The following is a 267-nucleotide window of genomic DNA, read 5'->3' as shown; positions in this document are numbered from 1 at the left end:
CAGCGCTTCCAGGCCGCGGCGCAGCTGTTCCAGCGCGACTGCCTGGTCGGATTCGGCGCGGGCGCGCTCCTCTTCCAGGGCCTGGCGCTTGGCTTCGAGCGTCTCGAGATAGACCGAGATGGAATAATCCATGTCGAGCATGCCGGCCTTGATGACGGCCGACAGCTTCTCGGCCAGCTGCTTGCCTTGCCGGCGCGCGAAGACCGACGGCCACTGTTTCTCCATGATGCCCTTGACGAGTTCGGACATGACGATGGCGTAACCGCC

At 64.8% G+C, this 267-nt stretch carries 1 pseudogene; it reads right to left on the bottom strand.

What is annotated here, in order from left to right:
- Window positions 1-267: pseudogene (locus EOD29_RS32215) on the bottom strand (globin-coupled sensor protein); the annotation flags it as partial.

It is taken from the genome of Mesorhizobium sp. M1A.T.Ca.IN.004.03.1.1, from assembly GCF_003997555.1.
Taxonomy (GTDB): domain Bacteria; phylum Pseudomonadota; class Alphaproteobacteria; order Rhizobiales; family Rhizobiaceae; genus Mesorhizobium.
This window is presented reverse-complemented; position numbering and strand designations above follow the sequence as displayed.